Annotated in this window: 1 protein-coding gene; it reads right to left on the bottom strand. The window is 35.3% G+C overall.

The window, feature by feature from the left end; all coding sequences use genetic code 11:
• Positions 1 to 122: 122 nt before the first annotated feature.
• Entirely contained in the window at positions 123 to 803 is a 681-nt protein-coding gene (locus ABZ857_RS44395) for an IS6 family transposase (protein WP_357057018.1), read from the bottom strand.
• Positions 804 to 1,010 lie beyond the last annotated feature (207 nt).

The raw sequence follows: 1,010 nt of genomic DNA, 5'->3' as shown, positions 1-1,010 counted from the left end.
ATCTTTTAAGCCCTTTATCTGCTCAATATTTAAATTCTTTTTTTCATTTTATAGTATAGGAGAAGAGAGGTTCTGTTGCGAAGTTTTAAAATAAAATACAACCTCTCTGAATTTCAATTATCTTAGGCTGATATTCCCAATAAGATTTTGATTTCAGTAGAGACCGAAAAGCCGAAGAGCGTTCCATTTCTTCGGTTCTTTTTGTATATTCCTCTCAATGCTTCTATGCCCTTAATCGTAGTTGATGCAGTACGAAGACTTTGATAAAGTTTATTTCGACGTTTAACAGGTCTATGATCTTGCTCAATTAAGTTATTGAGATACTTGACTGTCCGGTGCTCAGTTTCGCTGTATAGCCCCTGCTTTTGTAACTTCCTAAAAGCACTAGCAATTGATGGTGCTTTATCTGTCACGATAACTTTCGGTTCCCCAAACTGCTTGTATAGTCGTTTAAAGAAAGCATAAGCAGACTGAGTATTTCTCTTTCGTCTTAGCCAAATATCCAGTGTCATGCCTTCTGAGTCGATTGCACGATAGAGATAATGCCACTTCCCTTTAATTTTAATATAAGTTTCGTCCATTTTCCACGAATAAAAGGACTGTCTATTTTTCTTTTTCCAGATTTGATAGATCAGCTTACCATATTCTTGAACCCAACGATAAATCGTCGTATGAGAAACGTTAATGCCACGATCATATAAGATTTCTTGAACTTCACGATAACTCAAATTATAGCGAAGATAATACCCAACAGAGATAATAATCACGTCTTTTTGGAATTGTTTGCCCTTAAAATGATTCATCTGTTGTCCTCGCATTCTTTTTTATTACATTTTACAATAAATCAGGTGTTATGGGGAACTTTGCAACAGAACCAAACGAAACATGATACTACTCGCAGACAAGCTCGAAGATACATTAGAGACTTTGCGACTGAAGAAGATATAAGTGAACTTAAAACGTGGATAGAGCTTGTAGAGCAGAGAAAAAATGAGGAAATTAAATGATCA

The sequence above is a fragment of the Microbispora sp. NPDC046933 genome, from assembly GCF_040644635.1.
In the GTDB taxonomy this organism is placed as follows: domain Bacteria; phylum Actinomycetota; class Actinomycetes; order Streptosporangiales; family Streptosporangiaceae; genus Microbispora.
Note: the sequence above shows the minus strand (reverse complement) of the source record. Positions and strands in the feature narration are given on the sequence as shown.